The organism is Steroidobacter sp., from assembly GCF_036406195.1.
In the GTDB taxonomy this organism is placed as follows: Bacteria; Pseudomonadota; Gammaproteobacteria; order Steroidobacterales; family Steroidobacteraceae; genus Steroidobacter.
Map to the genome: position 1 here is coordinate 438,011 of NZ_DASWVW010000027.1, position 26,659 is coordinate 464,669.

21 protein-coding genes are annotated in these 26,659 nt (G+C 63.1%); 17 read left to right on the forward strand and 4 right to left on the reverse strand.

Translation table 11 applies throughout. From position 1 onward, the window contains the following. Positions 1–288 precede the first annotated feature (288 nt). A complete protein-coding gene (locus VGE08_RS13505) occupies positions 289–1,305 on the forward strand; it encodes a transposase (protein WP_331068417.1) in 1,017 nt (338 codons plus the stop codon). Between the two features lie 258 nt (positions 1,306–1,563). Next, the gene (locus tag VGE08_RS26555; protein ID WP_414717481.1) at positions 1,564–1,971 is read left to right on the forward strand and encodes a FecR/PupR family sigma factor regulator; all 408 of its coding nucleotides are present in this window, start codon (positions 1,564–1,566) and stop codon (positions 1,969–1,971) included. A 55-nt stretch (positions 1,972–2,026) separates the two neighbouring features. Here VGE08_RS26555 and VGE08_RS13510 read toward each other — a convergent pair whose 3' ends face one another. Further along, on the reverse strand, positions 2,027–3,346 hold the full coding sequence (locus VGE08_RS13510; protein WP_331068418.1) for a class I SAM-dependent methyltransferase: 1,320 nt from the start codon (positions 3,344–3,346) through the stop codon (positions 2,027–2,029). Positions 3,347–3,942: 596 nt separating this feature from the next. Here VGE08_RS13510 and VGE08_RS13515 point away from each other — a divergent pair. Further along, positions 3,943–4,632 carry a putative Ig domain-containing protein gene (locus VGE08_RS13515; protein WP_331068419.1) on the forward strand — a complete coding sequence of 230 codons (690 nt, stop codon included), beginning with the start codon at positions 3,943–3,945 and terminating at the stop codon, positions 4,630–4,632. Positions 4,633–4,723: 91 nt separating this feature from the next. On the opposite strand, the gene bfr is transcribed toward VGE08_RS13515, so the two are convergent. After that, a complete protein-coding gene (bfr, locus tag VGE08_RS13520) occupies positions 4,724–5,203 on the reverse strand; it encodes a bacterioferritin (RefSeq protein WP_331068420.1) in 480 nt (159 codons plus the stop codon). Positions 5,204–5,342: 139 nt separating this feature from the next. Next, the gene (locus tag VGE08_RS26350; protein WP_349258684.1) at positions 5,343–5,531 is read right to left on the reverse strand and encodes a (2Fe-2S)-binding protein; all 189 of its coding nucleotides are present in this window, start codon (positions 5,529–5,531) and stop codon (positions 5,343–5,345) included. Positions 5,532–5,843: 312 nt separating this feature from the next. Between VGE08_RS26350 and VGE08_RS13525 the strand changes: the two genes are divergently transcribed. The 14 genes from VGE08_RS13525 to VGE08_RS13590 all read left to right on the forward strand — a co-directional run bounded on the left by VGE08_RS13525 (position 5,844) and on the right by VGE08_RS13590 (position 25,466). After that, on the forward strand, positions 5,844–7,241 hold the full coding sequence (locus VGE08_RS13525; protein ID WP_331068421.1) for a TIGR03013 family XrtA/PEP-CTERM system glycosyltransferase: 1,398 nt from the start codon (positions 5,844–5,846) through the stop codon (positions 7,239–7,241). 10 nt (positions 7,242–7,251) lie between these two features. Beyond that, entirely contained in the window at positions 7,252–9,339 is a 2,088-nt protein-coding gene (gene prsK, locus VGE08_RS13530; RefSeq protein ID WP_331068422.1) for an XrtA/PEP-CTERM system histidine kinase PrsK, read from the forward strand. A gap of 140 nt (positions 9,340–9,479) precedes the next feature. Then, a complete protein-coding gene (locus VGE08_RS13535) occupies positions 9,480–10,478 on the forward strand; it encodes a glycosyltransferase (protein ID WP_331068423.1) in 999 nt (332 codons plus the stop codon). Positions 10,479–10,708: 230 nt separating this feature from the next. Next, positions 10,709–12,064, forward strand: coding sequence for a PEP-CTERM-box response regulator transcription factor (gene prsR, locus VGE08_RS13540; protein ID WP_331068424.1), 1,356 nt, complete (start codon positions 10,709–10,711; stop codon positions 12,062–12,064). A 60-nt stretch (positions 12,065–12,124) separates the two neighbouring features. Beyond that, positions 12,125–13,594, forward strand: a complete 1,470-nt coding sequence (locus tag VGE08_RS13545; RefSeq protein WP_331068425.1) for an exosortase C-terminal domain/associated protein EpsI — start codon at positions 12,125–12,127, stop codon at positions 13,592–13,594. Between the two features lie 27 nt (positions 13,595–13,621). Continuing rightward, a complete protein-coding gene (prsT, locus tag VGE08_RS13550) occupies positions 13,622–16,435 on the forward strand; it encodes an XrtA/PEP-CTERM system TPR-repeat protein PrsT (protein ID WP_331068426.1) in 2,814 nt (937 codons plus the stop codon). Positions 16,436–16,612: 177 nt separating this feature from the next. Further along, positions 16,613–17,293 (forward strand): XrtA/PEP-CTERM system exopolysaccharide export protein, encoded by a 681-nt coding sequence (locus VGE08_RS13555; RefSeq protein WP_331068427.1) that lies wholly within the window; start codon positions 16,613–16,615, stop codon positions 17,291–17,293. Positions 17,294–17,313: 20 nt separating this feature from the next. Continuing rightward, positions 17,314–18,936, forward strand: a complete 1,623-nt coding sequence (locus tag VGE08_RS13560; RefSeq protein WP_331068428.1) for an XrtA system polysaccharide chain length determinant — start codon at positions 17,314–17,316, stop codon at positions 18,934–18,936. A gap of 24 nt (positions 18,937–18,960) precedes the next feature. Next, on the forward strand, positions 18,961–19,887 hold the full coding sequence (locus tag VGE08_RS13565) for an XrtA-associated tyrosine autokinase (protein ID WP_331068429.1): 927 nt from the start codon (positions 18,961–18,963) through the stop codon (positions 19,885–19,887). A 56-nt stretch (positions 19,888–19,943) separates the two neighbouring features. Beyond that, the gene (locus tag VGE08_RS13570; protein WP_331068430.1) at positions 19,944–21,320 is read left to right on the forward strand and encodes a hypothetical protein; all 1,377 of its coding nucleotides are present in this window, start codon (positions 19,944–19,946) and stop codon (positions 21,318–21,320) included. A gap of 47 nt (positions 21,321–21,367) precedes the next feature. Then, positions 21,368–22,453: a non-hydrolyzing UDP-N-acetylglucosamine 2-epimerase gene (wecB, locus tag VGE08_RS13575; protein ID WP_414717488.1), complete on the forward strand. Its 1,086-nt coding sequence runs from the start codon at positions 21,368–21,370 to the stop codon at positions 22,451–22,453. A gap of 1 nt (position 22,454) precedes the next feature. Beyond that, positions 22,455–23,369 (forward strand): XrtA system polysaccharide deacetylase, encoded by a 915-nt coding sequence (locus VGE08_RS13580; RefSeq protein ID WP_331068432.1) that lies wholly within the window; start codon positions 22,455–22,457, stop codon positions 23,367–23,369. Further along, entirely contained in the window at positions 23,366–24,457 is a 1,092-nt protein-coding gene (locus tag VGE08_RS13585) for a FemAB family XrtA/PEP-CTERM system-associated protein (protein WP_331068433.1), read from the forward strand. The genes VGE08_RS13580 and VGE08_RS13585 overlap by 4 nt, the downstream gene beginning before the upstream one ends. Before the next feature lie 4 nt (positions 24,458–24,461). Next, positions 24,462–25,466 carry a polysaccharide deacetylase family protein gene (locus VGE08_RS13590; protein WP_331068434.1) on the forward strand — a complete coding sequence of 335 codons (1,005 nt, stop codon included), beginning with the start codon at positions 24,462–24,464 and terminating at the stop codon, positions 25,464–25,466. Between the two features lie 13 nt (positions 25,467–25,479). Here the strand turns inward: VGE08_RS13590 and VGE08_RS13595 are convergent, their stop codons facing one another. Beyond that, complete coding sequence (locus tag VGE08_RS13595) at positions 25,480–26,613, reverse strand: glycosyltransferase (protein ID WP_331068435.1); 1,134 nt, start codon at positions 26,611–26,613, stop codon at positions 25,480–25,482. Between the last annotated feature and the right edge of the window lie 46 nt (positions 26,614–26,659).

Sequence of the window (26,659 nt, forward strand, 5' to 3'; positions counted from 1 at the left end):
TGGCGAGCGCGCTGGTTTCATGCGCACGCGAGCGGCTGTTGCGCAATTACTCGCCAGGCAGTGATGGGCGGCTAACGCATTCAAGATAAAAAAAGCAAATAACCTAGCTGTGAGACGCGAAGACTCGCCTTGTCGCTGGCCGCTCTGAGCGGCTGCCATATCAACGGCTACGACGGTCGTGGAAGCTGCGGCCCACCACGCGACAACAATCCAGACTCGAATCCTTGATCAATGAAGCAGCGAGCCGGGCATCGTGCGCCGGGGCCGCTTCCGAATGGAGAGTTAACAATGTCGTATCGCCGACGGATTCACCTTCCTGGCGGCATGTATCATGTCGTTCAGCGCGGCACCAGGCAGCGTCCCATCTTTTCGCAAGACGAAGACTACGAGCTGTTCGCATCTGTGCTGCAAGCGGCGCTTCGCAGTACCGGCACGCGTGTGCACGCATATTGTTTGACCACGGAGGCTATATATCTCGCCGTGCAGATCGACGAGATTTCATTGGGCCACTTCATGCAGTGGGTAAAGAGCCGCTACGCGCGCGGCATTCAACGGCGGCTGGGCGAGCGCGGCCATTTGTTTCAGGTTCGCTATGACGCCGTGATCGTCGATTCCAAGATGTATCTGAAGCACCTGGTTCACTACATCCATTATGTGCCCGTGCTCAAGGGCATCGTGGCCAGTCCCGGCGACTTTCCTCATTCGAGCCACCACGCGTACTCGAATACCAGGGAAGTGTCCTGGCTTCACTGCAACTCCATGCGACGCGCGCTGGGCAATCGGGAGGCGTGCGCCGGAGCTTATCAGGCGTTGATGGCGGAACCGCCGACGGCGGAAATGATCAAGCTGGTCGAGCGCGGCATGCCCAAGACGCCGGGCATTCTCGGCGGACCGGAAGTGGCCGAGCTGGCGGGGCATCGACCAAAGCGCACATCGCGCATGACGCCGGATCAAATCATCCGGCATGTTTGCCGCATGCTGGAGGTCTCCAGAGAAGATGTCCTGTCCAAGTCGCGCCTGCGCCGGTTGGCTCTGGCCCGCGCGGTGATCGCCTGGCACACGACGGTGCGAGGCATCGCGACGTTGGCCGAGATCTCCCGCTATCTCGGCCGCGTTTCCTCGACGCTGTCGAAAACGATCACCTCGTATCGCAAGCGCCAGCCGGACCTGTTCAAGCTGGACGCGTTCACGCATTTGTTGCCGCTCGGACCGTCGAGTCATGTCGGCGATGCCGACGAGGGCTTTGGCGAGGGCGGACAAGCACCCGCGCACGCCAGCGGTCAGGAGCGGGAAGCCATGTATTGACATGTCATGTATCGAAACAGGGGGAGCCGGGCGCCGCTTCCGTCATGCGATTGGGTAGACAGTCGCGGCGCTCGTGCATCAACCCCGATCGGCTCGGTCTCGGCTGCTTTGTCTTATCTGGGCCGTTGTGTTTCCTGATCCGGTCTAGCTTTGCGGGGGGTGGAAAAACAATGCACCAAGCCTGGCGCTTGGCGCCGGCCCGAACGTGAGACATACAATCCCACGTGACGGACCATTGCGCATTGACTAGGAAGACGGATGTCCAACCGTCCCCACAATGAACTGCCCGAGCTCGTCCGCGAACAAGCGGCGGAATGGCTCGTATGTCTTCAGGCGGGCGAGCTGAGCTCGAGCGATCGTCTGAAGTACGTGCGGTGGCTCAAGCGCTCGCCAGTGCACGTGCGTGCCATGCTGGAGCTGGCCTCCCTGGAAGGGCAGCTGCGAAGTTCCGATTTGAGCGGGATGGCCCCTCACGGAAAACCGCCGGCTTCCGACGCGATGGCCGTCGTCATCGATTTAGACCGCTGGCGTGGAAATGCGAGCAGGGCATTCGCCAAGCCGCGCTGGTACTCATGGCAACAATGGAAATCGGCCGCCTCGGCCTGCCTGTCTCGAATCAGAATCTCGAATGGTCAACACGGGGGAGACCCTGCCGCCAAAGAATGAGGTCCGGCTCGGAGTGTATCCGCGCTCTCCCTATGCGGCGGAGAAGCTGTATGCGTCAATGAAGCCGCGGTTGAGCGCTGAGAGGCTGCCGGCCCAGATCGATCCGTGATGTCCGGTCCGGCCCCTGGGACGGATTGGTCATACGCACCAGCTCGAGCTGCGGCAGTGGGAAGATCAGGTTGCGGCCCACGAATCTCTGGTGTTCCAGAAAGAACTGGCGGAAATGCCAGGGCAGCACCAGCAGATAGTCCGGCTGCATGGCGAGCACTTCTCGTTCCGGCACGATTGGCAGCAGGGTGCCTGGCGTGAACGCCTCGAACTTGTCCGGATTCACCTCGCCGACCCGCAGCACGTCGGCGGTGGTGATGTTGCAGTACTGCAGTAGAACGTTGCTCCTGGTGGATGCTCCCAGGGCGCAGATGGTCTTGCCGTAGTGTCTCGCTTCGTCCAGAAAGGCGCGCAGGGCCGTTCTGCTGGCGGCTACGTTCCGCGCGAACTCGCGATAGGGCTGCAGGGTGTGCAATCCTGCTCGCGCTTCCTCATCCAGGATGTGCTCGATCGACGGCGACTCGACATGATGCGAGCCGCGCTTCGCTACCGTGATGGAGAAGCTGCCGCCATTGATGTCGTTGAGCTCTACGTCCACGATCTTCAGGCCCAGCCGGTCCGTCATCCACTTGGTCTGCTTCAGCGCGTAGTACTCCAGGCGCTCGTGACACACGGTGTCGTACGAGTTCTTGAGCAGCATGGTGGGCATGTAGCTCTGCTCGAGGACCCAGATGCCTTCGTCGTCCAGGACGTCGGCCACTTCCTTCATGAAAGTGAGCGGCGCTTCCAGGTCGCAAAACATCGAGAACGAGGTGATCACCGCGGCCTTGCGGTTGCCAAAGTGCTTTTCCATGGTGGCGGCGGAAAAGAAGTCCGGGATCAGCTGGATGTGCGGCGGGTAGAAGGCGCGGAACTTCGCTGCGGTCGGATCGATGCTGGCGAGCGTGTAGCCGGCGTTGGGATAGGCCTGCAGAGTCGTGCTGCCGTTCGAGCCGATATCGATGATCAAGGCATCCTCGGGGAGGTCCACCCACTGCAGAAGCTTGTGAACCTTCGCGTGAAGATGCGCAACCATGCTGGCGTTCAGGCCGAAGCGGTAGCCATGACTGTCGCCATACATCCTGCCCAGATCATAGGTGTGCTGAAGCTGCAGCAGCCCGCAGACGTCGTCTTCGCCGGTGCACTTGACCAGCTTGAGGGGCCCGGCCGTGATTTGTTGTCCTCTGTTTTTTGGAAAAACCCCCGTGAGCGTCTGCACGCCCAGGTCGAGGACTTCGACCAGTTGTTTGTTCTTGCAGATGCGGCACTCGGAGATCCGTTGATACATGGGAGCCACTCCTTGGTCGATGTGCCAGTGGCCCAGCAAGACGCTGGGCGAGCCTCCTGCCCTAGATGAACGGCGGGGTGCGTCCGCTCAAGCTGATTTGCCGCCCGCGTGGCGACCGGGAGCAAACCGTTTGAACTGAGGGAGGGTTTCTGCATCCGCAGGTCCGTGTCTGTCGAAAGACAGTTGCAGCAGGGAGCCCTCGTGCGAACTGGTTTTCCTTACTCGATCACCACCCCCTCCCGTAAGGGCGCGGATTACGCCGCCCTGCGTCAGCCTGTCTGCAATTAGCAACAAGGCTGCCCCTCCTTGTAAATCAACGGCTTGTAGTAGGCCGTTCAGGTGGGTGTGACAAAACTGTCCGTAATTCGCGACGTTAGGCGACCCCGCCGCTCTGGTCCAAGCGCCCATTTTCGGGTCAACTCACTGATTAACAAGGTGCTTACAGCACCTGGCACAACTCTTGTTGTTATCTCCACCGTGCTCTCGCCGCTCCCTCGGGCGAGATCTCAGCTCCCAGATATCAAATTAGATATCAAAGACTTACAGCGCCAAGCCGTGACGGGCCTCAGCACGGCGCGGCTGCATAGTGGAGAACCATGCGTCGTACTTTCCTTCCGGGATTTTTTACCGGCTGCTTGCTCCTGGTCTCAGTGCTTCTCGCCGGTTGCGGCGGCGGAGGTGGTGGAGGAGAGGGTGCCACGACGGGCGACTCCAACGCTCCCGCTCCGGGCAATTCAACCAATGCCGCTCCGACCGTCAGTGGCACCCCGGGCTCGACCGTCATCGTGGGGCAGGCGTATAGCTTCCAGCCCGCCGCTGCCGATGCTGATGGCGACCGCTTGTCCTTCACGGTCGCGAACCTGCCGAGCTGGGCGTCCTTCAACACCGAAACCGGCCGCATCACCGGCACACCGACCGCTGCTCAAGTCGGTTCGTACGCGAATATCACGATCAGCGTTTCCGACGGTACCGCCAGCGCCACGCTCGGCCCGTTCTCCATCACGGTGAACGCCGTCGGCGCGGGCGGCGGCAGCGCCACGCTGTCCTGGACGCCACCGACTGAGAACAGCGACGGCTCTGCGCTGACCAACCTGGCTGGCTATGAAGTGCACTATGGCCAGAACCGTGACAGCCTCGATCAAACGGTGAGGTTGGACAACCCGTCCCTTACCAGCTACCTGGTGGAGAACTTGAGCTCCGGTACCTGGTACTTCGCGGTGGTCGCCGTGAATTCCGCGGGTACGACCAGCCCGCTGTCGAACACGGCCAGCAAGACCGTCAGCTGATCGTCGCCACAACGAAAAACGGCCTCGGTGCCTGGTGCGCCGAGGCCGTTTGCTTTCGAGCAGCCTATAACTCCAAAGATCGAAGACCGCTTCAGTCCTCGTCCGTGTCCATCTGCGCCTGGCAGTAGTTCTGAATGCCGACGCGCTTGATCAGATCGAGCTGGGTTTCCAGCCAGTCGATGTGCTTCTCCTCGGATTCGAGAATGTCCTCGAACAACTCGCGCGACACGTAGTCCGACGCCTGTTCGCAATCCGCGATCGCCTGCCGCAGGTCCGGATGCGCCTGCATCTCCAGCTTCAGATCGCAGTTGAGCGCTTCCTCGACGTTCTCGCCGATCAGCAGCTTGCCGAGGTCCTGCAGATTGGGCAGGCCGTCGAGAAACAGGATCCGCTTGATGAGCTGGTCGGCGTGCTTCATCTCATCGACGGATTCCTTGTACGTATACTCGCCCAACTTCTTCAGGCCCCAGTGCTCGAACATGCGGGCGTGCAAGAAATACTGGTTGATGGCGGTCAGCTCGTTTTTCAGAACGTTGTTGAGATGACGCAATACCGTTGCGTTGCCCTGCATGAGTGCTCCTGGATCGGGTGAATGCCGAGTCGGCCGTGAATCTTGGAGGAGCGGCGCGGAGCGAGGCAACCGCGGCGGGACGCAGTGGCAGTGGGGGCGGGGTAGCTGCGCGCATTACTGCGAAAATACGTGGTTTGGATCAGGCGGCAACGGGGCGATTCGCAGATTCGATATGAGACTCAATCACTTCTCGCGCAGATTCCTCGCAACGGCCGCAGCAGCCGGCGACCGGCAGGTGCATCTGGACTTCTAGCAGCGAGGCCGCGCCCTGATCGACGGCCTCGCGGATCTGGCGATCGCTGATGGCATGACATACGCAAATGTACATGGTGGCTCGACTCTCGATCCTGGCGGCTCTGGCGTGAGCCGCGGTGATTGGGCACCATGTAAATACAAATGCGAATGATTGTCAATTGATGGGCAGAGCTTACAGCTCGTCCGGAAAGTCTAGCGTCCGTGGGACGCAGCTCGCTCGAGCTCTCCCAGACCGGTTCTTGATTTGACAGTAAGCCGTGACTGCCTTCACGCGGTTACGGGAGGTAGCAGACTAGACTTACGGCCGCTGGCGCGCGGTGGGCAACTCGCGCGCAATGGCCGGCCGCAATCCGGGCGATCAGAAGCGAAAAGGCACGAGCGACGCGTGGCGATCCGAATCTTCCAACACTATTGGCATTTACACCTGGCGCTGCTCGCGGTCATCGAGGGTGTGATTTTCTTCTTCTCGCCGTATGTCGCGGCATTGCTGCGCTTCGGCAGCGAGGATTGGCCCGACGACGCGCTCGGGCCGATGCTGCCGCGAGGCATCGTCTTTGCGTGCGTGCTGTTCATCAGCATGGCCGCGATGGGCCTCTACAACTCGCGTCAGCGCTCGCGCCTGGCGGGGCTGATCGCACGCGTCGCTGCGAGTCTGATCGGCGGCGGCATGTTCATCACCATTCTTTTCTATGTCTTCCCGCAGCTGCATATCGGCCGCGGCGCGCTACTGCTCAGCCTGGTGATCGCATTCGGCGGGTCGGTGATCGCGCGCATCCTGTTCGACACGCTCGTCGACGAGGACTTGTTCAAGCGTCGCGTGCTCATCTACGGCTCGGGCCGCCGTGCCGCCAGCATTGCGCGGTTGCGCCGGCGTTCGGATCGCCGGGGCTTCATGGTGGTGGGCTATGTGCCGGCCGAAGGTGACGAGGGGATCGACGTCCCCGAGCTGGAAAAGCTGCCGACCAGCGTCGATCTCATGACCCTGTGCGAGCAGCATCGCGTCGACGAGATCGTGGTGGCGATGGACGATCGCCGGCGCAGCTTTCCCATGGACCAGCTGCTCGAGTGCCGCCTGGACGGCGTCGAAATCCTGGAGCTGGTGACGTTCCTCGAGCGCGAGACCGGCAAGGTGCGCCTGGACTTGCTCAATCCGAGCTGGATGATTTTTTCGGAAGGCTTCGGCCGGGGACGCATCCACGACACCCTGGAGCGCGGCTTCGACATCGTCGCCAGCCTGCTATTGCTGGTGGTGGCCGCGCCGATCATGGTGCTGACGGCCCTGGCCATCAAGATCTCGGAAGGACCGAAGGCGACGATTTTCTATCGCCAGGTGCGCGTCGGTCAGTACGGCCGGCCTTTCCGCCTGCTCAAGTTCCGCAGCATGCGCGAGGACGCGGAGAAGGATGGCGCGCAATGGGCCACGAAGAACGACTCTCGAGTGACCAAGATCGGCGCCTTCATCCGGCTGACCCGCATCGATGAGCTGCCGCAGATCCTCAACGTGCTCCGAGGCGAGATGAGCTTCGTCGGCCCACGCCCGGAGCGGCCGGAATTCGTCGAGCAACTGGAGGAGCGAATCCCGTACTATCGCGAGCGGCACACCATCAAGCCGGGCATCACCGGATGGGCGCAGCTTTGTTATCCGTACGGGTCCTCGGAACAGGACGCCACCGAGAAACTGCAGTACGACCTGTTCTACGTGAAGAATCACAGCCTGCTGTTCTATCTCGCCATCCTGGTGCAGACGGTCGAAGTGATCCTGTGGAGGAAAGGCGCGCGTTGAGTGCCGCTCAATGAACGGTTTCGGCATAGTCAGCTATGGGGTCGCGGCGCTGAGCTTCCTGGTGCTGACCGTGCTGCTGATCACGGCCTGGCGTGGTCGGCAACAGGGGGCGCACCTGATCGTCGCCAGCGCAGTGACGGCCCTCTGGGCGGCGTTGCTGGCGATTCAAAGCTATACCGGCAATGTTCCCGTGCTGGGGATCTACCTCGCCGAGGCTATTCGCGGTGGCGCGTGGCTGCTGACTCTGGTCGCAGTCGCGGGCGTCGCCGCACCTCCTGCGCTGGCGACGGCGGCCCGCGCTCTTTGCGTGGTGTTGCTCGGCGCGGCCGTGATATTCCCGCTACTGGAACATTTCAATATCGCGGTCATCAATCCCACGCTGCTGCTGTCGCGCGCCGGTCTCGCGCTGTCCTTGCTGGCATTGATTCTGCTCGAACAGATTTATAGGAACTCTTCACAGGTCGCCCGTCGCTCGCTGAAGTACTTCATCATCGGCGTGGGGACGTTGTTTGCTTACGACTTGTTCCTGTACTCGCAAACGGAGCTGCTGCGCGCCGTATCCGTCGACGCCTGGACCTCACGCGGCATTCTCAATGCCTTTGCGATGCCGTTGATCGCCATTGCCGCGCGCCGCAATCCCGAGTGGTCGCTGGACGTGTTCGTGTCGCGGCAGATCGTGTTCTACACCACGACAGTGCTGGTCATCGGCTCCTATCTCACTGTCATGGCGCTCGGCGGATTCTACGTGCGCGAGATCGGCGGAGGCTGGGGCAACGTCGGGCAGATCGTGTTCTTCGCCGGCGCGGTGGTCGTGCTCGCCAGCCTGATGACATCGGCCTCGTTGCGGCGACATGCGCTGGTCTTTCTCAGCAAACACTTCTACCGCAACAAGTACGACTACCGCATCGAATGGCTGCGTTTCATCGGCACGCTTTCCTCGACCGATGAGAAGGACGCAGGACGCACTGCGGTGCGCGCCATGACGCAGATTTTTTCCAGCCCGGGCGGGCTCCTGTTCCTGCGCGATGAAACGGGCAAGAAATTCCTGCCGTATGCCGCCTGGCCGATGAGCATCGATTCGCTGGGCCTGCCGGCGAGCATTTCCGCGGACGACGATTTGCCGCAGTTCCTCGCCAGCAAGCAATGGATCATCGATACCGACGAGTTTCGGCGTGCCCCGGATTTCTACGGCAACATCGCTCTGCCGCAGTGGTTGCTCGACCATCCGCACCTGCGCATCGTCTCGCCCATGCTGCAGCTGGATAGCCTGGTCGGCTTCGTGGTGTTGTATGATCCGCCGCCGCCGTTCGAGCTGACTTACGAAGATCGCGATTTGCTGAAGACGCTGGGCCGTCACGTCGCCACTCACATCGCGCAACAAGACGCCGATCGCCGTCTCGCCGAGAGTCGACAGTTCGAAGCATACAATCGCCTGACGGCGTTCATGATGCATGACTTGAAGAATTCCGTGGCGCAGCTCAATCTCATCGTCGCCAACGCGCCGCGCCACAAGAACAATCCGGAGTTCATCGACGATGCCATTGCGACCATCGCCAACACCGCGGAGCGCATGACGAAGTTGATAGAGCAACTGCGCGGCGCGACTTCGGCCGATCGCAACGTGCCCGCGGATCTGCGAGAGCTGGCCCAGCAAGCGGTTGCCCGTTGCAGCCATCGCGACCCGAAACCGCAGCTGCAGCCCGGCCCGCCGGTGAGGGTGATGGCCAATGCCGAGCGGCTGGCCGTCGTCATCGAGCACATCATTCGTAACGCGCAGGACGCCACCGGCGAGACTGGGACGGTGTCTGTCAGTGTCGGACGCAACGGTGCCGACGCCCGGCTGGTCGTGGAAGACACCGGCGCGGGCATGAACGCGGACTTCATCCGCAACCGCCTGTTCCGGCCTTTCGACAGCACCAAGGGTTCGAAGGGCATGGGCATCGGTGCCTACCAGGTGCGTGAATACATTCGTTTGCTGGGCGGGGACGTCGACGTGCAGAGCACTCCCGGAGAGGGAACTCGTTTCTCCGTGAGCCTGCCGCTGTGCCAGGAACAAGAGGCGAAGGTAGCGCCGCCAGACGCGGTCGTGACCCGCTGACAGGTTGAGAGCATATGCAGTGGCTTTTCTGGATTTGCGCTGTCGGCGCCGTTTATAGCTACGTGATCTATCCGCTATTGCTGCGCTTGCTGGTTCCGCGGCGCAGGCAGCACGTTCCGGTGGCTGCGTATAATCCAGCCGTGACTCTCGTTATCGCCTGCCGCAACGAGGAGCGGCGTTTGCCGCACAAGATCGAGAACGCGCTGCAGGTCACCTATCCGCTGGCCGAGATCCTGGTCGCCTCCGACTGTTCGGACGATCGCTCGGATGAGATCACGCTGAGCTATGCGGACCGCGGTGTCCGCCTGGTGCGCTCGGAGCGACGCATGGGCAAGGAGCACGCACAGGGGTTGGCGATAGCGAGCGCGCGTGGCGAGATCATCGTTTTCTCGGACGCTGGCACCGACCTGCCGCCGGAATCGATCGGTTTCATCGTCGAGCGTTTTCGCGACCCGGCGGTGGGCGCCGTCTCCAGTGAGGATCTGTTCGTCAGCGCCGATGGCAAGGTCGCGGGCGAGGGAGCGTACGTCAAATACGAAATGTGGCTGCGCCGGCTGGAATCGGATCGCGCCGGTGTGGTGGGCCTCAGCGGCTCGTTCTTCGCGGTCCGGCGCTCGGTGCTGACTTCCTGGGATGCTTCGATCCCAAGCGACTTTGCGTGTGCCTTGAAGAGCGTCCAGGCGGGACTGATCGCGGTGTCCGACCCCCGGGTGCGGGGTATCTACAAGGACATCAAGGACTCGAAGAAGGAATATCAGCGCAAGGTCCGTACGGCCGTGCGCGGCATGACCGGTCTGGCGCGTCTGGCCGGGGTGCTCAGTCCATTTCGCTACGGCACATTCGCGTTCCAGGTCTGGAGCCACAAGGTCATGCGCTGGATGGTGCCGTGGTTTCTGCTGGGCTTGCTGGCGGCGTCCTTCGCGCTGGCTCCGGTGCACGGGTTCTATCGATTTGCGCTTTATGCGCAGTTGCTTGGATATGGGCTGGTGATCCTGGCGCACTTCGTCGGCGCGATGCGCGCAATCGGGCTCACTCGGATCGCGTACTACTTCGTTCAGGCGAATGTCGCCCTGGCGCATGCCGCCGTGCTGTTCGTGGCCGGCCGCCGGATCGTGGTGTGGGATCCCTCGGTGCGGTGAGCTGCGACAGAACGGCAGCCCCGTCGGTTGACATCGGACAACGAAGAGGGGGGCGCGAATCCGCTCGAATGGCCGATGACAGCTGGGAAGTGCAGAGCAGTCCCGGTTCGGAGGCATCACTTTATGGTTAACTTGACGCCTGCGCGCGTTGTGGCGCATTCGGGATCGGCCGGATCTCGCGGCGGCGGTCTGACGCAGGCCGCGCACCAGACATCGAAGGGCAAAGCATCGTGACGGACGACAAACCGAAGCTACTGATCGTCGAAGACGACCTGGGCCTGCAGAAGCAGCTCAAATGGTGCTTCGACGAGTACGAGGTACTGATCGCGGGCACACGCGCCGAAGCCATGGCGCAATTGCGCCGCTTCGAGCCTGCGGTCGTGCTGCAGGATCTCGGCTTGCCGCCCGACCCCGAAGGCGTCAGCGAAGGCATGGCGACCCTCAAGGAGATTCTGAGCCTGGCGCCGCAGGTCAAAGTCATCGTGGTCACCGGCAATCACGACCGGGACAACGCGGTACGCGCCGTCTCGCTGGGCGCGTATGACTTCTACCAGAAGCCTGTCGATACCGACGTACTGCGCCTGCTGGTCGCACGCGCTTTTCACATTCATGCGCTCGAGGAACAGAACCGACAACTGCGCGACGCACAGTTCAGCGCGCCGCTGGAGGGGCTGATTGCGACCGACGAGGCGATGTTGAAGGTCTGTCGCATGATCGAAAAGGTCGCGCCGGCCGATGTGTCGGTGCTGATCACTGGCGAGAGCGGCACGGGCAAGGAACTGCTCGCGCGCGCCGTGCACAGCCAGAGTACCCGTCGCAACAACAAGTTCGTGGCGATCAACTGCGCCGCGATTCCCGAGCAACTGCTCGAGAGCGAGCTGTTCGGCCACGAGAAAGGTGCTTTCACCGGCGCAGTGAAACAAACCATCGGCAAGGTGGAGCTGGCCGATGGCGGCACGCTGTTCCTGGATGAAATCGGCGATATGCCGCTGCAGCTGCAGGCGAAGCTGCTGCGCTTCCTGCAGAACAAGGTCATCGAGCGGGTCGGCGGCCGCCAGGAGATCCAGGTCAACGTGCGCGTGGTCTGTGCCACCAACAAGGATCTGCAGGCAGCGATTGCCGAGCAAAGCTTCCGCCAGGATCTGTACTTCCGCATCAGTGAAGTCACGGTCAATGTGCCGCCGTTGCGCGATCGGCGGGGCGGGCCCACCGTGCTGGCTTATGCGTTCCTGCGCAAGTACGCGGGCATTCACGGCCGTCCCAAACGTGGCTTTACCGAAGAGGCTACGGCGGCGCTGGAGGCTTACAACTGGCCCGGCAACGTGCGGGAGCTGGAGAACAAGGTGAAGACGGCCATCATCATGGCGGATGGGACCTTGATCACTGCCGAAGATCTTGGCCTGCGCGAGACCGTGCCCGGTGAGCTGTTGTTCAACCTGAAGGAAGTGCGCACGCGCGCCGAACGGCAGGCGATCCACCAGGCGCTTTCGATCACGGACGGCAATATCTCCCGGACCGCCGAACTGCTCGGGGTCAGCCGTCCGACGCTTTACGACCTGATGAGCAAGTACTCGATCAGGGCCTGATCCGTGGTGGCGCGCGATCCGCTGACGAGGACTTCGCCTGCGCCTGCGAGCAGGGGGCGGATGACTCTGTCCGCGCAGTTGCCGCGCCTGCTGATCCCGGTGATGCTGTTCGCGGGCGTGCCCGTGCTGTTCTGGCCGACGACCGCTTCGCTGATGCACGCCTGGCAGGACTCGGACCTCGCCACTTACACCCATGGCTATCTGATCGTCGCGGTCAGCGTTGCGTTGCTTATACACAAGTGTTTGCAGCACGGCGAAGCCGGCTTTGATGCGAAGGCCGACTGGCGTGCGTTGCTACCACTGGCGCTGCTCAGTGTGCTGTGGCTGGTCGCGCTGCGGACCGGTGTACAGGCGGCACACCAGTTCCTGCTACCGATTCTGATGTGGTTGTGGCTCTACGTCGTGCTTGGACGGCGCACGGCGGTTCGCTCGGCTTTCGCGTTTGCTTATCTGTATCTGGCCATTCCGCTCTGGGGCGCCACCGGTGATCTCTTGCAGTGGGGCACGGTGCACGCGGTTGATTTCATGTTGCAGGTGACCGGCGTGCCGGCCTATGTACACGACAATTTCGTACAACTCGCCGTCGGCACATTCGAGATTGCGGGCGGCTGCAGCGGGCTGCACTTCTTCATCGTGGCGCTCGCCATTGGCGCGCTGTACGGCGAAGTACATCGCGACACGCTGGCGACGCGCTTACGCGTGATCGCGCTCGCGGTGGCGCTCGCACTGCTGTCCAACTGGATACGTGTGTACCTCATCATTCTGGCCGGTCACTTCACGCAAATGCAGCACTACCTGGTGCGCGTCGAGCACTACCGCTTCGGCTGGGCGGTGTTTGCGATCGTGATGGTCCTGTTCTTCATACTGGTACGCCGCTTCCCCGTTGCCGACAGCAGCGCAGCGACGAGCCCGCAACGCGACGGCGAGAGCGGCGCCCTGCGGCCGTCCGCTGTCGCGCTCGCATTCGCCGCTTTGGCCATCGGGCCGGCCTGGAACTCGCTGGCGGCGGCAACACCGGCGGAGATTCCTGAGGAGGATGAAATCCTGCCCGCCGGCGCTGGCACCTGGTCCGGGCCGCAGGCTGCGGCCGACGATGAACGGTGGACGCCGGTGTTTGCTGGTGCAGATGTTCAACGTAGCGGCCGTTACGCGGATGCGACCAGTACCGTGCATGCATATGCAGCGGCGTATGCATTCCAGACACAGGGAAAGGAATTGGTGGGCTACGAAAATTCGGTGCTGGGTCCTGGCAACCAGCGGGTGCTGTCGAGTACCCGCATCGAGCCGCACGGAGCGCTCACCGAATTGCTGCTGCAGGACGCCGAGGGGCGGCAGGCGCTGCTCTGGTACTACTACAGGATCGGCAAGCTGCAGACCAATCGTGAGGCCATTGCACAGGCGTGGTACGGCATCGCTTCGTTGGCGAGCATTCCACCTTCGCGGGTGGTGGCACTGCGTGCCGCCTGCGTCCCCGACTGCGATAGTGCCCGCGCGAGCCTGAACAGCCTGCTCCGCCAGGTCGATTTCTGATTCATTGCCCCTGGAGATTCCCGTTTCATGATCAAGTCGCTGCACGCGCTCCGGGCTGCTCTGGTGTTCGCCGCCTGCATGCACTTATCCGCTTGCGAGTGGTTCATCGATGTGCAAGAGCGCATCACGCGGGCGGAGCAGCGCATTGCCGCGGCGGACGATCGCGGTGCCTTCGTGGAGTTGCAGAACGCGCTGCAGGCCGAAGACGGGAACGTTCGCGCCCGGTTGCTGTTGGCCGAGGTCTCGCTCCGGCTTGGCGATCCCAATGCCGCTCGTAAAGAACTGACTCGCGCGCTCGAGTCTGGCGCCACGAATCAGCAGACGGCGGCGCTCTCGGCCGAGATCATGCTGGCGATGGGTGAGTCTCCACTCCTGCTCGCGCAACTCGATGCGGGAGAATCGGCGCTGCAAGAGCCGGCATTGTCTACCTATCGTGGACTTGCGTTGCTTGCAACGCGCGACGTGTCCGCAGCCATGAAGGCATTCGACAGCGCTCTAAATGTGGACGCGAGATGGCCGCGGGCACAGATTGGTAAGGCCGAAGCGCTGGTTCGTGTAGGTGACTCGGCCGCGGCACTGCGGCTGCTGGATGAGACGTTGGCCGCCGATCCCGAGCAGGCGCTTGCCTTGTTCCTGCGCGGCACGCTTCTGGCGCGTGCTGGCGAGTTCCAAGCTGCCAGCGCCGCGCTTGCAGCAGCGAGACAGCATGCGGGCGGGCAGCTCTCGGCCGCGCAATATCTCCTCGCGGTGGCAACTTTGGCCGAGGCGCATCTGGGCATGGGCTCCATTGATGAGGCGCAAGCGGCCCATAGCGAACTGTCCCGGCGTGCGCCCGATGCGGTACTCACACGGTTGATAGGCGCGCGGATCGCCATGGCGCGCAACGACTATACGAGAGCAGTGGCCGAGGCCCAGAAGGCAGTGAATGCGGCCCCGCAAGTCATGTCGGCAAAGATGATCCTGGGCGCGGCGTTGTTGGCTCGCGGCAGTGTGAATCAGGCTCTGCGGGAACTGTCGGAGGTCGTGCGGCAGTCGCCGGAGAACGTCGAAGCACGCAAGCTGCTCGCAAAGGTTCATCTGAAGTTGCAGCGGCCCGATGCTGCAATGGAAGTATTACTACCGGTCCAGGAGGCGCATACCGATGATCCCCAGCTCGATGCGTTGGTCGGCTGGGCGAATCTGCAGCGGGGCGACAATGCCGCCGCGATAGAGAGGCTGGAGCGCAGTGCAGCCGAGGGTAACAAGAGCGTGGCGCTGTCGACGGATCTCGCCATGGCGTACGTCGCCGCGGGCATGCACGAGAAAGCCATCGAACTGTTGAAGGCCATGCCGGCGGAGGATCCTCGCCGCAACAGTCTGCTGGTCTCGGTTCTGGCACGTAGCAGCGGCCCGCAGGCTGCGCGCGCGGAGGTCGATCGCTTGCTGGCAGCGCAGCCTCGCAATTTGGAAACCCTCAACCTGGCTGCATCGGTGTACGCGCAATCTGCTGACTTCACGCGCGCGCGCCAGTTTCTGGCGCAGGCACGGCAGATCGATCCCAAACATTCTGCAACGCTGCTGAATCTTACGCGCGTTGAAGTTGCTGCTGGTGATATGAAGGCCGCAGCCGAAGCAGCGCAGCGCGCCATCGACCTTGATGGCACAAACAACGCCGCTCGAATCGCGCGTGCGGAGATTGCCCTGCTCGACGGGGATACAGTGGCAGCGATTCGCGAGCTCGAGCAGGTCAGAAAGAACGATGGGGATGCGATCCAGGCGCGCTTGCTGCTGGCGCGGGCCTATTTGCGCCAGGGCAGTGGACGTGATGCGGACGCCGTGATCGGTGAGCTAAGGCGGCTGGCGAGGGAGCAAGCCTCCGTGAGTAACGCTCTCGGGCGCCTCTACATCGAAGCAGGCCGCTATGACGAGGCGCTCGGTCAGTTCCGCGAGGCTGCCCGCAAGGAACCGCGCAATCAGTCCTATGTACTCGATGTTGCCCGGACCCAGCTCACGCTCGGCAATGCGGCGATCGCCCGGGAAACGCTCGAGCAATTCGTAACGGCGCAACCCGAGGCGATGCTTGCGGCACGCGAGCTGATTCTGCTCGATTTCAGGGATGGCCGGCGCGAAGCGGCCCACGGCCGGCTGACCGCATTGCAGGCCAAGTATCCGAAGAATGCCGGCCTCGCGGCGCTCGAGGGGGATATGGCCATGGCCGCGGGTGAGTATGGTTCCGCAATCCGGGCTTACGAGACGGCCTTCGAGCTCTCGCCGTCGGGTTCGAATGCGGTGAGGATGTATCGGGCACGCCAGCTGGGCAAGGTACCGGACGCAGCCGGTCCGCTGCTGAGCTGGTTGAAGCGCCAGCCCAACGACACGATGGCACGGCTGATCCTGGCGGAGCACTATGCCGGCGCGAATCAGCTCGATCTGGCAGTCCGTGAATACGAGCAGGTGCTGCGCACCGGGCGTCCCAATGCCGCGGTACTGAACAACCTTGCATGGGTCTACCACCTGAAGGGGGATCCGAGGGCCCTGGAGACTGCCCAGCGGGCCTACATGGGTGCGCCGGGAGTTGTAACGATCGCCGACACCTATGGCTGGATTCTGGTGGAGTCGGGCCGGGTGAATGACGGCCTGCCGATCCTGGAGAAGGCCGTTGCCAGTGCCGATGCACCTGCCGAAGTTCACTTTCACCACGCCGTGGCGCTGATGAAAGCGGGCCATCACGAAGCGGCACGCCGGACGTTACTGCGGCTGTCGCGCACCGATGCGCAGTTCCCGGGCTCCAGCGAAGTGCCGAAACTGCTTGCCGAGCTGACTGCCTCGGCATCGGGTGTGTCGCCCGGGGCTGCGCAGTAGGCCGATGCGTCGTTGCGACTACCTAGGTCTTTCGGCCCTTGCATCTGCGGCCAGGGCGGCTACCTTCGGAGCCCTTTACGGAACCTCTGATATTCTTGTCGTAATTCGAGGTCTGTGCACGCCGCAATGAACCAATTGTCTGCTCCACTGGACCTTATTTCATGCCAGATACCTTTCATGGATAAAGTTATGTGTATCTTCCGGCTGCTCGCAATGGTGGCGGGACTGGGCTTGCTCGCCAGTGTCCCCTTTGTGACTCCCGCCGCGGCCCAGGCCAATGCCGCGCAGAGCGGCGAGGCACGCGGCGAAGAATCGGCTGCGCCCCCGGCGCACCTGCCCGCCGAAGACAAGGTCGGCGGCAGTTACGTCATCGGCCCGGGCGATGCGTTGCAGGTTTTCGTCTGGCGCCATCCCGAGCTCACCGCCACCGTGCCGGTGCGACCGGATGGCAGGATTTCCACGCCATTGGTTGAAGACATGGTCGCCGTCGGCAAGACGCCGGCCGTGCTCGCGCGCGATATCGAACGCGTACTGGGCGAGTACGTGCGCTCTCCGCAGGTCAACATCATCGTCACGCAGCCGGTGAGCACGTTCAGCCAGGTGAAGGTCATCGGGCAGGTGACCACGCCGCAAGCGCTGCCGTATCGCGAGGGTATGACGGTGCTCGATGCCATTCTCGCCGTGGGCGGGCTGGGGCAGTTCGCCGCAGGCAACCGGGCCAAGATCGTCCGCAACGAGGGCGGCAAGCAGCGCGAGCTGAAGGTCCGCCTGCACGATCTGGTGAAGGATGGCCAGATGCGGCACAACATCGAGCTGCGGCCGGGCGATGTGCTGGTCGTGCCTGAGTCCCTGTTCTAGCGTCCGCGAGCAATCGACGCATGAGTCCGATGATCGATCGAATTCTGGATGAGGTACGCGGTGCCTGGCGCTTTCGCTGGATGGCGCTCGCTGCCGCCTGGGCCTTGTGCCTGATCGGCTGGATCGTGGTGCTCTCGTTGCCCGATATGTATCAGGCCAGCGCACGGGTGTTCGTGGATACACGCACCGTGCTGCGACCGCTGCTGGAGGGCCTGGCGATCAACAGCGACGTGGACTCGCAGCTCAATATGGTGCGGCAGGCAATGCTCGGCCGGCCGCAACTCGAGCGCGTCGCGCGCGAAACCGGTCTCGCCCAGCGCGCTATCACTCCGCAGGAGCTCTCCGTGCTGATCGACAAACTGCGAGCACGCATCCAGATCATGGGGGGAGCGCAGGAGGAGAACCGCCAAAGCAGCGGTGGTCTGTTCGTCATCTCGTATCAGGACTCGGATCGCGACATGAGTCTGAAGGTGGTGGACAAGCTCCTCAACACACTGGTGGAAGGCACGCTGGGCGGCAAGCGCGAGGGCTCGGAGAACGCGCGTAAGTTCCTGCGCGAGCAGATTGCCGACTACGAGCGCCGGCTGTCGGAGGCCGAGCAGCGGCTGGCCGAGTTCAAGAAGCGCAACGTCGGGCTGATGCCGGGTGGCCAGGGTGGCGACTACTTCACGCGCCTGCAGAACGAAATGGACCTGGTGAAACAGGCCGAGGCGACGCTGCAAGTGACGATCAGCCGCCGCGACGAGTTGCGGCGTCAGCTGCAGCAGGCAGTGCCGTTCGTTGCAACGACGCCCGGCGGCGCTGTGCGACCGGCTACCCCCGGGCAACCTGGCGTTGCTGTGGGTGTGGGCGGCGGCGACACCGCTTCGCGTATTCAGGAGACGCAGAGCCGCATCGATGACCTGTTGCTGCGCTTCACCGAACGGCACCCGGACGTCATCGCGGCCCGCGAAACACTGGAGCAGCTGAAGCAGCGTCAGAAGGAAGAAATCGAAGCCCTGCGGCGTGGCGATCGCGTCGCTGGCGGCATGGCGACCAATCCGGTGTACCAAAGCATTCAGCTCAGCCTGAATCAGGCGGAGGTCGAGATCGCGGCGCTGCGCGGCCAGATCAATGACCGTCAGCGCACGGTCAAGGAGCTGCGTGCGCTGGTCGATACTGTTCCTGAAGTCGAAGCCGAGTTCGCGCACTTGAATCGCGATTACGACGTGACGCGCGCCCAGTACTCCGCGCTGGTCGACCGCCTCGAGCGCGCTCGGCTGTCGGAGGAGGCCGAGGAAACCGGCGGCATCCTGCGCTTCGAAGTGATCGATCCACCGGCGAGCAGCTATACGCCCGTGGCGCCCAATCGCCCGCAGATGCTGGCCATGGTCCTGTTGCTGGGTCTCGGCGGCGGCGGCGGCATTGCCTATCTGCTCCACTGGCTACGTCCGGTATTCAACAACGCGCGCAGTCTGGCCGAAGTGACCGGCCTGACGGTGCTCGGGGCGGTCAGCATGACCTGGCTCGACAAGCGCAAGAGCGAGCAGCGCGTGCGGCAACTGGCCTTCGCGGGTGGGGCCGCCATGCTGGTGCTGGTGTTTGCCGGCGTGTTTGTGTTCCGCGGTGCCGGTTCGCAGCTGCTGCGTGGTTTGATCGGTTGACGCGCCACACCTCGAGGATGCGACATGAGTCTGGTTGAGATCGCTCTCAAGAAAATTCAGGCGGCGCGCCCGCCAAACGACCCGTCGCGTCCCGCGGGCGTCGCCCGTGCTGCTGCCGACGCGGCTCCGTCGCTGCAGGCTGGCACCCTCGATGACACCGTCGAGCAGGAGCAGCCGTTGCTGCCGGAGCGGCCTCGTCACCGCACCGACAAGCAGATCCGCGTGGACCGCAATGTACTGCGCAGCATGGAGATGCTGCCGCCCGAGCATCAGGAGCGCGCGCTGGCGGATCAGTTCCGCCAGATCAAGCGGCCGCTCATCGCCAACGCCACCGGTCGCGGCGGCGAGAAACTGCCGCGTGGACAATTCATCATGATGGGCAGTGCGATGCCGGGTGAGGGCAAGACGTTCACGTCGTTGAATCTCGCCCTGAGCATGGCGCTGGAGAAAGACATCTCAGTGCTGCTCGTCGATGCGGATGTCGCCAAGCCTCACATCAGCACCATTTTCGGCGCGGCCAACGAGCCGGGCCTGCTCGATGTGTTGCGCGATGAATCGATCGACCTCGCATCGGTGATTCTGCCGACGGATGTGCCTGGGCTGCAGATCCTGCCCGCCGGCCGCCGCTCCGAGACGGCCACCGAGCTGCTGGCCAGCCATCGAATGGATCAGCTGGTCGCTCAACTCGCGGCGCGCGATCCGGCGCGCATCGCCTTGATCGATTCGCCGCCGCTGCTGCTGACGACCGAATCCCGCGCGTTGGCACAGTCGGTTGGGCAGGTCGTGCTCGTGGTGCGAGCCGGCATCACGCCGCAGCAGGCTGTCCTCGATGCGATCGAGAAGCTGGGCGAAGGCCGGCCGATTTCGCTGGTGCTGAACCAGAGTACCGCCGCCCCTGGCGGCTACTACTACGGCTACGGCGACGCCGACCGGGCGCCCACGCCTGTCTGATCGAGACCGTTGCAACTTCGTACAACACCTAATCAATCGGCACGGGCACAACTACGATGAACCGCTCGTATCTTGGGAGCTGCGTCAGGAGCGCGCTGGCAATCGCGGCGCTGGTCGGTGCTGCCATGGCTCAGGCGCAGCAGGCGCCAGTACAACCGACCCGAGGTGGCCAGCCGCTGCGCGAACATAGTTTCGATATTGGGCTGCTTGGCGGCATCAACTGGTCGGACAATATCCGTCGCACGGCGGTCGACGAAGATGAGGGCACTTACAGCCGCACTGCAGTGCTGCTCACCTACGAGCGGCAGAGCCAGCGTCTGAATGCCAGCGTCAACGCCGATGTAGGCTACGAGTATTACTTCGACGATGAGTTCGATAGCGACGTCGTCGGCGGACTCGACGGAACCGCTGTCTTCGGCGTGGTCCCGGGTCGCTTCGAATGGTTCGTGCAGGACAACTTCGGTCAGGTGACGACCGATCCGTTCGCCGCGGTGACGCCAGAGACGCGCGAGAACGTCAATTATTTCACCACCGGCCCCGATGTGTTTGTACGGCTCGGCAGCGTCACGCGGCTGCGCGTGAACGGCCGCTACTCGAACATCAACTACGAGCGCAGCCCGTTCGACCACGACCGCATCGGCGGCGGCGTGGGGATCGAGCGCGAGCTGTCTTCTTCAAGCGTGGCGTCGTTGAACCTGCGCACCGACAGAACCGAATACGACGCGAACGTTCCCGACGTGGACTACGATCGCGACGAAGCCTCGCTTGGCTTCATTGCGCAGGGGGCGCGCACCCGCGCGAACCTCGAAGTTGGCTACACGCGCCTGACCGCGCTGGATTCCGATCGTGAAAGCTCGGGCTTGTTGCTACGCCTGTCGCTCGATCGCCAGCTCACCCAGGCGTCGCAATTGGGACTGACGCTCGGTCGCGAGTTCTCCGATGCCGGCGACGTCTTTCGCCTGCAGCAGAGCCTTACCGGGGTTTCGCAAGGAACCCAGACGGTGCTGCCAAGCTCCGATCCGTTCACCAACGAGTACGTGACGCTGCATTACCAACTCGTCGGGCGTCGCAGTGGCATGGGGGCGGGTGTCGCCCACTTCGAGGAAACTTATGAAGGTGCGGGGAACGCGGACCGTACACGTCTGCTCGTGGATGCCTCCATCTATCGTGAGCTCAGCGCCAATACGCGCGTGGAATTGCTCGGCCGCAGGGAGGAGGACGATGCACGCAACATACCAGGCGATTACGTCGAGACCAGCGGCGCGCTGGGCTTCTCCTGGCAGGCATCCAGAAAGCTGTCGTTCAACCTGCAGATCGAGCGCGTCGATCGCAATAGCGAGCTTGCCGGCGGCGGCTACGTCGAGAATCGCGCCTGGCTGGGCGTACGGTACGGCCACGTGCTTGCCCGGGGACAAGTGGGGGGCTTGCAGTGACCGATAAGAAGATCGTCCATTTGATTGCGGCCGCGCGGCCGAACTTCATGAAGATCGCGCCGCTGTATCACCAGCTGAAGCAGGAGCCTTGGTGCGAGGTGCGGCTGGTGCACACGGGCCAGCACTACGATCCGAACATGTCGGATGCGTTCTTCCGCGATCTGCGCATTCCCACGCCGCATTTTCATCTCGGGATCGGCAGCGGCACGCATGCCGAGCAGACCGGCTCGGTGATGATCGCCTACGAGAAAGTGTGTCTCGAACAGCGCCCCGACTGGATCGTCGTGGTCGGCGATGTGAATTCGACCGCCGCCTGCGCGATGGTCGGCGCGAAGCTGTGGATTCCAGTGATCCACCTGGAGGCGGGGCTGCGTAGTCGCGACCGGCGCATGCCGGAAGAGATCAACCGGCTGGTCACCGACGCGATCGCCGATGTGCTGTGGACGCCTTCTCCCGATGCCGACGAGAACCTGCGCGCCGAAGGCGTCGCGGCCGCGAAGATCGAACAGGTCGGCAACATCATGATCGATTCCTACGAGATGCTGCGCGGGCAGATCGAGCAGGACGGCACACGCGCGCGGCTCGTAGCGGACTGGCCCAAGTACGGCGTCGTGACGCTGCACCGGCCTTCGAACGTCGATGACCGAGCCACGCTCGGTGTCATCGTCGAGCAGCTGATCGCAACGTCCGCGCGGCTGCCGCTAGTTTTCCCGGTGCATCCGCGCACGCGCAACCGTCTGCAGGAATTCGGCCTGGCGGAGAAGCTGAGCGCTTGCGGGCAGGTGCGACTGACCGATCCGCTCGGTTACATCGAGTTCATGAACCTGGTGGTCGGCGCGAGCGCGGTGATCACGGATTCCGGTGGAGTGCAGGAGGAGTCCACCTACCTGCGGATTCCCTGTCTCACACTGCGCGAGAACACCGAGCGGCCGGTGACGGTCACGCACGGGTCGAATCGACTGATCAAGCCCAAAGATATTCTAGCGACCGTGGAAGCGGCGCTGCAGGGAACGTGGAAGATGGGGACGCCGCCGTCCAACTGGGACGGCCGCACCGCGCAGCGTTGCGTCGAGTCCTTGCGGCGCCGTGCCGAGATCGACGAGCCGCGCGCACTTGCGGGGGTCGGTGGCTGAAATGAGCGTGCCCGCTGCAGCGATCCGCAACGCAATGTCCATCGACGTGGAGGACTACTTCCACGTCGCGGCATTGTCGGGTGCGATTCCACGCTCGCAGTGGGACAGCATGGAATATCGGACCGAGGGCAACACTCAGCGGTTGCTCGAGGTGTTCGATGCCGCCGGTATCAAAGCGACGTTTTTCATCCTCGGCTGGGTGGCCAAGCGCAGTCCCGCGCTGCTACGGCAGATTCACGCGGCCGGTCATGAGATCGCCTGTCATGGCATGAGCCACAAGCTCATCTACACGCAGTCGTTGGAGGAGTTTACGCAGGAGACGCGAGATTCGAAGGCGCTGCTGGAGGACATCACCGGCGTGCAAGTGCACGGCTATCGTGCCGCCACGTACTCGATCACGCGTCGCTCGCTGTGGGCCCTCGATGTGCTGTGCGAGGCCGGCTTCACCTACGATTCGAGCATCTTTCCGATCAAGCACGATCTATACGGCATTCCCGATGCTCCGCAGGTGCCCACGCGCATCACGGCGCCTAACGGGGCCAAGATCATCGAGTTTCCGATGTCCACGGTGAACATGTTCGGGGTGCGACTGCCAGTTTCCGGTGGCGGCTACTTCCGGCTGCTGCCCTATGGGCTGCTGCGAGCAGGCCTGCGCAAGCTCAACCGGCAGTTGCAACGCCCGTTCGTGTTTTATCTGCATCCCTGGGAAATCGATCCGGGGCAACCGCGTATCGAAGTAGGTTTACGCTCGCGCCTGCGGCATTACACCAATCTCGAACGCTGTGAGCAGCGCCTCCGGCAGCTGTTGAGCGAGTTCCACTTCACCACGGTCCGCGATGTTCTGGCGAACACGGGATTGCTGGACAGCGAGCGCGTGCATCCCGCATCCGACCCGGCGCTCGCCTATCTCCAATGAATGCCGCAAGTCCGCCAGCGCCTGCGCATGACGCCGGCACTGCAGTGCCTTGCGCCATCGCCGTGCTGCCGCGGCCAGGTGAGGATTGGGATGGCTTCGTTCGTTCGCATCCAGCAGCGAGCGTGTATGCGCTCAGCGGCTGGTCGCGGCTCGCGCAGGATGTGTTCGGGCATCGGGCATATTTCATCGAAGCGCGAGATGCAGCCGGCACACTACGCGGCGTATTGCCGCTGGTGCACCAGAAAAGCCTGATCTTCGGTGGCTTTCTCACCTCCGTGCCGTTCTTCAACTATGGCGGCGCGGTGAGCGCTTCGTCTCAAGTGAGCGCGCAGCTCATGGAAGCAGCGCGTGCACTGGCGATCGAGCTGAGCTGCAAGTACCTCGAGTTTCGTGACGTTGAGCCACGCGCAGGGCAATGGCTCGTGCGCACGGACAAGGTGAGCATGATTCTGGATCTGCCCGGCGATGCTGCGCTGCTGGCGAAACAACTTGGCGCGAAGCTCAGATCGCAGATCAAGCGCGTCGATCGCGAGAGTCCGGCGGTGCGCTGTGGCGGCGTGGAACTGCTCGATGACTTCTACGACGTGTTCTGTCGAAACATGCGCGATCTCGGCACGCCGGTCTATCCCCGCAAATTCTTCGCGGCGATCTTGGAGCGCTTTCCTGACCTGTGCCAGCTGGTGATCGTGGATCGCGGCAACCGGCCCGCGGCGGCCGGCTTCCTGGTGTTCTCCAATGGTCGCGCCGAAATTCCCTGGGCGGGCTGTCGTCAGGACGACAAGCCCGCCGGCTTCAACATGAAGCTCTATTGGGAGGTGCTGACCGCGGCTATAGCGCGAGGCTGCACGCAATTCGATTTCGGCCGCTCGACGATGGACAGCGGGACGTACCGGTTCAAAAAGCAGTGGGGCGCGCGTCCATTGCAGCTGTATTGGCATCGCTGGGAGCGGGAGCCGCAAGGCCAGCAGGCAGCGCGCCCGGCTGCCGAAGGAAGGATCATGCAGTACGCCACGGCTGTGTGGCAGCGGCTGCCATTACCTGTCGCCAATGCATTGGGGCCGCTCGTGAGTCCCAGCCTGCCGTGGTGACGAGTTGAAGCAGCAACTGAAACGCCTGGCCGAGAACGTGGTGTCCCGATCGGCGGCGCTGTTGTGGCGGACTGTGCCCGGGCCCCGCTTGGTCGTGCTCATGTACCACCGGGTGCTGCCGCCGGATGATCCGGAACGCAGGCTCGAGCAGCCGGGAATGTATGTATCGCCGCAGACGCTCGAGATGCATTTGACGCTGCTCAAGGCGCACTTCGAGCCCGTGCATCTGGATGACTGGGTGCGCCGGGCCGCCGCAGGTCAGACACTGCCGCGCTTGGCTTGCGCCATCACGTTCGATGATGGGTGGCGTGACAACTACGTGCACGGCTTTCCGGTCCTGCAGCGTCAGCAGGTGCCCGCGACTATTTTTCTGGTGTCGAGCTTGATCGGCACGCGCGATGAGTTCTGGCCGAATCGCCTTGCGCGGCTGCTGGCGATCGATTCATCGGGCAAGCAGTTACCCCGCAAACTTGCCGAGTTGCTCGCACCCGTGCTTGAAGCTGCAGCGGAGCGAGGCGAATGGATTGCGGAGCACGTGGACCGCGCCATCGAACTCGCCAAGGGACTGCCGGAGGATGAGATTCAGGCGTTGCTATCCGAGGCGCAGGGGCAGGGTTCCTACGCTGCGTTGGGCCGCGCGATTCTGGACGAACAGGAGCTGCATGCGATGTCGGCTTCCGGACTGATCCGCTACGGATCGCACACGCGTACACATTTCCGTTGCCGCGAAGGAGCATCGGATGCGGTGCTCGAACAGGAGATCGGTACATCGCGGGCCGAAATCGCAGCGCGCGTCGCGCAGCCCATCGATCTGTTCTGTTTTCCCAACGGCGATTTCACGCCAGCGGCGTTGCGAGTGGTGCGCAAGCATTACCTTGCTGCCGTCACGACCCAAAGTGGTTGGCATTCACCGGCACAGGATGCGGCGAGTATCCGACGCATCGGTGTGCACGAGGACGTTAGCAATCGTCCAGAGAGCTTTCTCGCGCGTCTTAGCGGTGTGTTGTGAACATCATGCCGGATCAACGACCTCGCGCCAGCACCTTGCGATAGAGCGCTTCGTATTCGCCGATAGTCGCTTCCAGGCTGAATGATTGCACGACGCGTGCACGCGCGGCCTCGCCCAGGCGTTGACGAAGGTCCGCATCATTCAGCACGCGCTCGAGCGCGGCTGCAAGCGCAGGCGGGTCCTCGATGGGCGTGAGCACACCGGACACGTCAGGCTCGATACCTTCCTCGGCACCGCCGCTGCGTGTCGCGACGATCGCTCGCCCCGTGGCCATGGCTTCAAGAAAGGAGAGCGACAGGCCTTCAGTTCGCGAGCTGGAGACGAACACGTCGAAGTTGTGATACAGCGTCGAGGTGCTCTTGCGGAAGCCGAGAAACTGAAATCGTGCCTCGATGCCGAGCTGCGCACGCAGTTGTAGCAACGGTTGCAGTACCTGTTCGTCGCCTTCACCGACGACCAGAAAGCGGGCTCGCGGCACACGGTCGAGCACGAGCTTTGCGGCCTTGAGCAGTACGTCATACGCTTTTGGTGTGCGGATATTGCCGATCGCGCCTATGACGAGCTCATCCGGTGAGATGCCGAGTTCCTGCCGCAGGTCCTCGGCGCGGCCGGGCGAGAACAGCGCGGTATCCACGCCATTGCGAATCAGCGTGATCGCGCCTGAATCGATCCCGAAGCTCACCAGCGCGTCGCGAGTGCTGGTGGAAACCGCCACGATTGCCGAGCAGCCGTGACGTAGCAGCCATCGCTTGATCGAGGCGAAACGCCCGGGCGCGCGCAGATCGGTGGGGCCATGCATGACGGCGATGACCGGCACGCGCGCAGCCAGTCCGACCATGGCGCCGTACACCCCCGAGCCCAGCAGGTGCGTGTGGATGAGACGTACCCTTCGCTGCCGCGCCAGCTTCAGCAGTGCCGAGAAGTAGCCTGCATTGAGCGAGCCACGCGATTCGAGGATCACAGGCTCGAAACCGCGAGAGCGCAATTGACCGGAAAGCCAGCCCTCCCTGGGCACGATCGGGAAGGCATTCAGCGTGCCCTGGCCGATGCGGCTCAAGAGCTCGGCAAAGACGGTTTCGGCTCCGCCGGGCCCGCCCGTGTCGATGAGGTGCATGACGGCTGCCGGGGCGCCCGCGGCGGTCGTCATCGACAAGCTCCGCATGCCTTCATGGCGCGGCTCCGGCATGGTCATC

Bases quoted from the DNA above. Each gene is read 5' to 3' on its own strand.
- VGE08_RS13505 (WP_331068417.1), top strand. From the start codon at position 289: ATGTCGTATCGCCGACGGATTCACCTTCCTGGCGGCATGTATCATGTC.
- VGE08_RS26350 (WP_349258684.1), bottom strand. From the start codon at position 5,531: ATGTACATTTGCGTATGTCATGCCATCAGCGATCGCCAGATCCGCGAG.
- wecB (WP_414717488.1), top strand. From the start codon at position 21,368: ATGAAGATCGCGCCGCTGTATCACCAGCTGAAGCAGGAGCCTTGGTGC.
- VGE08_RS26555 (WP_414717481.1), top strand. From the start codon at position 1,564: ATGTCCAACCGTCCCCACAATGAACTGCCCGAGCTCGTCCGCGAACAA.
- VGE08_RS13570 (WP_331068430.1), top strand. From the start codon at position 19,944: ATGAACCGCTCGTATCTTGGGAGCTGCGTCAGGAGCGCGCTGGCAATC.
- bfr (WP_331068420.1), bottom strand. From the start codon at position 5,203: ATGCAGGGCAACGCAACGGTATTGCGTCATCTCAACAACGTTCTGAAA.
- VGE08_RS13560 (WP_331068428.1), top strand. From the start codon at position 17,314: ATGAGTCCGATGATCGATCGAATTCTGGATGAGGTACGCGGTGCCTGG.
- VGE08_RS13545 (WP_331068425.1), top strand. From the start codon at position 12,125: ATGACTCTGTCCGCGCAGTTGCCGCGCCTGCTGATCCCGGTGATGCTG.
- prsT (WP_331068426.1), top strand. From the start codon at position 13,622: ATGATCAAGTCGCTGCACGCGCTCCGGGCTGCTCTGGTGTTCGCCGCC.
- VGE08_RS13580 (WP_331068432.1), top strand. From the start codon at position 22,455: ATGAGCGTGCCCGCTGCAGCGATCCGCAACGCAATGTCCATCGACGTG.
- VGE08_RS13515 (WP_331068419.1), top strand. From the start codon at position 3,943: ATGCGTCGTACTTTCCTTCCGGGATTTTTTACCGGCTGCTTGCTCCTG.
- VGE08_RS13555 (WP_331068427.1), top strand. From the start codon at position 16,613: ATGGATAAAGTTATGTGTATCTTCCGGCTGCTCGCAATGGTGGCGGGA.
- VGE08_RS13510 (WP_331068418.1), bottom strand. From the start codon at position 3,346: ATGTATCAACGGATCTCCGAGTGCCGCATCTGCAAGAACAAACAACTG.
- VGE08_RS13565 (WP_331068429.1), top strand. From the start codon at position 18,961: ATGAGTCTGGTTGAGATCGCTCTCAAGAAAATTCAGGCGGCGCGCCCG.
- VGE08_RS13595 (WP_331068435.1), bottom strand. From the start codon at position 26,613: ATGACGACCGCCGCGGGCGCCCCGGCAGCCGTCATGCACCTCATCGAC.
- prsK (WP_331068422.1), top strand. From the start codon at position 7,252: ATGAACGGTTTCGGCATAGTCAGCTATGGGGTCGCGGCGCTGAGCTTC.
- VGE08_RS13585 (WP_331068433.1), top strand. From the start codon at position 23,366: ATGAATGCCGCAAGTCCGCCAGCGCCTGCGCATGACGCCGGCACTGCA.